General features: G+C 72.2%; 5 protein-coding genes. 1 reads left to right on the forward strand and 4 read right to left on the reverse strand.

What is annotated here, in order from left to right; genetic code table 11:
• Positions 1-42 precede the first annotated feature (42 nt).
• The 3 genes from ACFU5G_RS28945 to ACFU5G_RS28955 all read right to left on the reverse strand — a co-directional run bounded on the left by ACFU5G_RS28945 (position 43) and on the right by ACFU5G_RS28955 (position 3,590).
• Positions 43-2,478 carry an ATP-binding cassette domain-containing protein gene (locus ACFU5G_RS28945; RefSeq protein ID WP_377252420.1) on the reverse strand — a complete coding sequence of 812 codons (2,436 nt, stop codon included), beginning with the start codon at positions 2,476-2,478 and terminating at the stop codon, positions 43-45.
• 210 nt (positions 2,479-2,688) lie between these two features.
• Entirely contained in the window at positions 2,689-3,120 is a 432-nt protein-coding gene (locus ACFU5G_RS28950; RefSeq protein ID WP_377252422.1) for a VOC family protein, read from the reverse strand.
• A 5-nt stretch (positions 3,121-3,125) separates the two neighbouring features.
• Positions 3,126-3,590, reverse strand: coding sequence for a helix-turn-helix transcriptional regulator (locus ACFU5G_RS28955; protein WP_377252424.1), 465 nt, complete (start codon positions 3,588-3,590; stop codon positions 3,126-3,128).
• A gap of 427 nt (positions 3,591-4,017) precedes the next feature.
• Here ACFU5G_RS28955 and ACFU5G_RS28960 point away from each other — a divergent pair, with 427 nt between their 5' ends.
• The gene (locus ACFU5G_RS28960) at positions 4,018-4,776 is read left to right on the forward strand and encodes an AAA family ATPase (RefSeq protein ID WP_377252426.1); all 759 of its coding nucleotides are present in this window, start codon (positions 4,018-4,020) and stop codon (positions 4,774-4,776) included.
• On the opposite strand, the gene ACFU5G_RS28965 is transcribed toward ACFU5G_RS28960, so the two are convergent.
• On the reverse strand, positions 4,773-5,377 hold a 605-nt coding region (locus tag ACFU5G_RS28965), incomplete at its 5' end, for a carboxymuconolactone decarboxylase family protein (protein WP_377252428.1). The two genes, ACFU5G_RS28960 and ACFU5G_RS28965, sit on opposite strands and share 4 nt — an antisense overlap.

Genomic DNA, 5,377 nt, shown 5'->3' on the forward strand with positions numbered 1-5,377 from the left:
GTACAGGTCCCTCCAGGGACCTGTACGTCTGACACGGACGGGTCACTCAGCAGCGCCGACGTAGCGGGCCAGGTGCTCCCCGGTCAGGGTCGCGTCCCCCGTGACCGCCTGGGCCACCAGGTCGGCCGGTGTGCCCTCGAAGACGACGCGGCCGCCGTCGTGCCCGGCGCCGGGGCCGAGGTCGATGATCCAGTCGGCGTGCGCCATGACGGCCTGGTGGTGCTCGATGACGACGACGGACTTGCCGGACTCCACGAGGCGGTCCAGCAGGGCCAGGAGGTTGGCGACGTCGGCCAGGTGCAGGCCCGCGGTCGGCTCGTCCAGGACGTACACGCCGCCGTCCTCGCCCAGGTAGGTGGCGAGCTTGAGGCGCTGGCGCTCGCCGCCGGACAGCGTGGTCAGGGGCTGGCCGATCTTGAGGTACCCGAGGCCGACGTCGGCCAGGCGCGCGAGGATCTTGTGCGCGGCGGGGGTGCGGGCCTCGCCGGCGGAGAAGTACTCCTCGGCCTCGGCCACCGACATCGCGAGCACCTCGGCGATGTCCTTGCCGCCCAGGCGGTACTCCAGGACGGCGGCCTGGAACCGCTTGCCCTCGCACTCCTCGCACGTGGTGGCCACGGTGTCCATGAACCCGAGCTGGGTGTAGACGACGCCGGCGCCGTTGCAGGTGGGGCAGGCGCCCTCGGAGTTCGCGCTGAACAGGGCGGGCTTGACGCCGTTGGCCTTCGCGAACGCCTTGCGCACGGGTTCGAGCAGCCCGGTGTAGGTGGCGGGGTTGGAGCGGCGCGAGCCCTTGATCGCGGACTGGTCCACCACGACGACGCCGTCGCGCCCGGCGAGGCTGCCGTGGATCAGGGAGCTCTTGCCGGAGCCCGCCACGCCCGTGACGACGCACACCACGCCGAGCGGCACGTCGACGTCGACGCCCTGCAGGTTGTGGGTGCTCGCGCCGCGGATCTCCAGGGCGCCGGTGGCGGTGCGCGGGGAGTCCTTGAGGGCGGCGCGGTCCTCCAGGTGGCGGCCGGTCAGGGTGTCGCTGGCGTGCAGCTCCTGGACCGTGCCCTCGAAGCAGATGGTGCCGCCCGCACTGCCGGCGCCGGGGCCGAGGTCGACGACGTGGTCGGCGATCGCGATGGTCTCGGGCTTGTGCTCGACGACCAGCACGGTGTTGCCCTTGTCGCGCAGCTGGAGCAGCAGGTCGTTCATGCGCTGGATGTCGTGCGGGTGCAGGCCGATGGTCGGCTCGTCGAACACGTACGTGATGTCGGTCAGGGCGGAGCCGAGGTGGCTGATCAGCTTGGTGCGCTGCGCCTCGCCGCCGGACAGCGTGCCCGAGGGCCGGTCCAGGGACAGGTAGCCCAGGCCGATCTCGGTGAACTTGTCGAGCAGGTGCTGCAGGTTGCTCAGCAGCGGCGCGACGGACGGCTCGTCCAGCTCGCGCACCCACTGCGCCAGGTCACCGATCTGCATGGCGCACGCCTCGGCGATGTTGATGCCCCGGATCTTCGAGGCCAGGGCGGCCTGGGCCAGGCGGGTGCCGCCGCAGTCGGGGCAGGTGATGAACGTGACGGCGCGGTCCACGAAGGCCCGCAGGTGGGGCTGGAGGGCGTCGCGGTCCTTGGCGAGCATCGAGCGCCGCACCTGGGGCACCAGGCCCTCGTAGGTCAGGTTCGCGCCGCCGATCTTGCGCTTGGTCGCGTCGCGGTACAGGAAGTCGTGCCGCTCGGTCTCGTTGTAGTCGCGCACCTTCTTGTCGCCGTCCAGGTACCCGGACTCGGTGAAGAACCGCACCGACCAGCCGCCCGCCTTGTACCCGGGCACGGTGATGGCGCCCTCGTTGAGCGACTTGTCCTCGTCGACCAGCTCGCTCAGGTCGATGTCCGAGACCGTGCCCCGGCCCTCGCACCGCGGGCACATGCCGCCGTGGTAGACGGCCTCGCGCACGATCTGCTTCTCGCCCGTGGCCGACGTCATCACGCCGCTGGCCTTGCGGGCCGGGATGTTGAACGAGTACGCCACGGCGGGACCGGCCGACGGCGTGCCCAGGCGGCTGAACAGCAGCCGCAGCAGCGCGTTGGTGTCGGTCACCGTGCCGAGCGTGGAGCGCGGGTTGGCCCCGAGCCGCTCCTGGTCCACGACGATCGCGGTGGTCAGCCCCTCCAGCAGGTCGACGTCAGGCCGCGACAGCGACGGCATCATGCCCTGCACGAACGCGCTGTAGGTCTCGTTGATCATCCGCTGCGACTCCGCGGCGATGGTCGCGAACACCAGCGAGCTCTTGCCCGAGCCGGAGACCCCGGTGAACACCGTCAGGCGGCGCTTCGGGATCTGCAGGTCCACGTCCTGCAGGTTGTTCTCCCGGGCACCGTGCACCCGGATCAGGTCGTGGCTGTCGGCCGGATGGGTGGAGGTGCCGGTGGCGGACGACGCCGCGTCCACCGGGGTGGTCGTGCTGGTGGTGGTGCTCGCCGCGTTCATGCTCGGCCTTCCGTGGCAGTGGTACGTGTGGCAGTCGTACGTGTGGCAGTGGTCCGTGCTGCGGGCACGAGGGGGCGGTCCTCGTCGACCGGCCCGGCGTTGCCGGCAGGTCCGGCGCCGGTCAGCTCGGTGACTTCGGCGGGTTCGGTCAGCTCGGTCAGCGCGGACGCCCGGAGGTAGGCGGCCAGCCCTGGGACGCACATGCGGTGCTCAGAGCTGCTTGATGCGGACGGTGTTGCCGGCCGGGTCGCGGAACGCGCAGTCGCGGAAGCCGTAGGGCTGGTCCACGGGCTCCTGCATCACCTCCGCGCCGGTGGCCTGCACCCGCTCGAACGTCGCCTCCAGGTCGGTGGCGCCCAGGATCACGGCCGCGTAGGTGCCCTTGGCCATCATCTCCGCGACGGTGCGGCGCTCGGCGTCGGTGACCCCCGGGTCGGCCCCCGGCGGGGTCAGCACGATCGAGGTGTCCGGCTGGTCGGCAGGTCCCACCGTGATCCAGCGCATGTCGCCCTGCCCGACGTCGAGGAAGACCTCGAAGCCCAGCGCGTCGCGGTAGAACGCCAGCGACGCCTCCGGGTCGGTGTGCGGCAGGAACGTCTGGTGGATCGTCAGGCCCGTGCTCTTGCTCGGCTGTGTGCTCATGAGCGTCACGTTAGGTCCGGCCGCGGGGGTTGCGCTTCTCGATTCCTGACTGGCCTGGTCACCTGCTTGGCGATGCACGCGGGCAGACCCGCCGGATCGACCTGGGTGGACGCGAGCTGCGGGTCGTTGCGGTACACGCTCGGCGGCACCCCGACCAGCTCGGTGAAGCGCGTGCTGAACGTGCCCAGCGACGAGCAGCCCACCGCGAAGCAGACCTCGGTCACGCTCAGGTCACCCCGGCGCAGCAGCATCATCGCGCGCTCGATCCGCCGGGTCATCAGGTAGCTGTACGGCGACTCGCCGTAGGCCGCCTTGAACTGCCGGGAGAGGTGCCCCGCCGACATGTGCACCCCCGCCGCGAGCGCCGCGACGTCCAGGGGCTGGGTGTACTCACGGTCCATGCGGTCGCGCACGCGGCGCAGGAGCGCGAGGTCGCGCAGGTGGTCGGCGTCGACGGCGATGCTGGTCACGAGTGCGATATTGCCACGGGGTGCCTCCGTCGTCACGAGATCGGTCTCGTCACCTGAGCTCCACGGGACACGGCGACCGGGACACGGCGACCGGGACACGGCGACCGGGACGCCGCGACGGGGACACCGCGATCTCGGGGAACACAGGAACTCCGCAACAACACCGCAGGTCGGAGCCTCTGACCGGGAACAAAACGGGCCCTATATGCCGTTAAGGGGATAGTAACGAGCAACTGTCCGATGTCTGCGGCCCAGGGAATCTTCCGACTCCCGCTATCACTTCCGGTGCGCGTTCGCGCACGCCGGTCTCCCTGGCTCGACATCCCGGTCCGTGCTCCCGGTCCAGCGCCTTCTCAGGGCGTTCCCGGTGTTTCCGGATCGGCTCGCGCGATGCTGCTCACCCGGCCCCCTACGTATGGAGGACCACGTGACGACACCCGCTGTACTCCCCCGGCCGCGCCCTGTTCCCGACTCGCCTGATCCTTCCGGCTCGCCCGAGGTCGGCACCGCCGCCGACAAGCCTGCCGACAAGGCTGCCGACGCCGTCCGTCCCGCCCGTGCGCCCGGCCCCCTGCTGGTCGTCGTCGGCGGGGTGCCCGGGGCGGGCAAGAGCACCCTGCTGGCCCAGGTGGCCAAGGAGGTTCCGCGCGCCGTGGTGCTCGATCCCGACCGGCACCGGCGCCGGCTGGCCGCGCGCCTGCCGTCGTGGGTGCCGTACGGCGCCTACCGGTGGGCGGCGCACACCCTGCACCTGCTGGCGACCGTGCTGCACCTGGTGCGCGGCCCGCGCGCGACCGGCCCCCTGCTGCTGCACGACACCGCTACCCGCGAGCGCCGCCGCGAGCTGCTGGGCAGGACCGCCCGGTGGTTCGGCTGGGACCCGGTGCTGGTCGCCGTGGACGTCTCCCTGGCGGACGCGCTGGACGGTCAGCTCGACCGGGGCCGCGTGGTGCAGCCGGACGAGTTCGTGCGGCACTGGGAGCGGTGGACGGCGCAGCGGTCGATCCTCGCGGCGGCCGACGGCGCCCCGCGCGGCCCCTGGTCGGGGGTGTACCTGATGGAGCGGTGCGACGCGCTCGGCAAGGTGCGTGACCTGGCGAGGCGTCGGTCGCTCGTGCTGGCGGCCAGCCGCCCGGACCCGGCGCTGGAGGCGGCCGCTCGCGCGAGCAGCCCCTGCGCGGCCTAGCGGTCGCCCGCCGTCGGCAGCCCCGTCAGGAGTGCCTCGCGGAGGCTCTCGGGCAGGTCCGGCGGCACGTCGGGCACCACGGCCAGGGCGTGCAGCGCGCGGCTGAAGTAGTTGCGCGCCGCCGCGGCCAGGACGACGTCGACGATCTGCCGGTCGTCCAGGCCCAGCTCGCGCAGCCGCAGGGTGTCCTGCTCGGTGATCGAGGCCGAGTCGCCGCTGATCCTCTCGGCGAGCTCCATGGCCGCGACCTCCAGCTCGGTCAGGCCGGCGGCGTGGTAGTCCAGCGCGATGCGTTCGAGCTGGGCGTCGTCGAACACGCCGCGGGACCTGCGGCCGTGGGCCAGGCGGCACGCCTCGGAGCCGATGGCGCCCGCGGCGGCGAGGGTGACCAGCTCGTACAGGCGCAGCCCGATGCTCTGCGCGACGGCACGGGTGAGGTCCTCGAACGCCTGGTGCGCCTGGGGGCTGGTGGCCATCACCCGGGTGTGGCTCGGCACGTAGCCGAGGGCCTTGAGGTCCCCGGCGTACTGCTCGGCCCAGGCGCCGGTCGCCTGGGCCGGCTCGGGCGTGCGGATGATGCTCATGTCCGCCAGAGTCCCAC

Source organism: Promicromonospora sp. NPDC057488 (assembly GCF_042802395.1).
Taxonomy (GTDB): Bacteria; Actinomycetota; Actinomycetes; order Actinomycetales; family Cellulomonadaceae; genus Promicromonospora.

Bases quoted from the DNA above. Each gene is read 5' to 3' on its own strand.
- ACFU5G_RS28950 (WP_377252422.1), bottom strand. From the start codon at position 3,120: ATGAGCACACAGCCGAGCAAGAGCACGGGCCTGACGATCCACCAGACG.
- ACFU5G_RS28945 (WP_377252420.1), bottom strand. From the start codon at position 2,478: ATGAACGCGGCGAGCACCACCACCAGCACGACCACCCCGGTGGACGCG.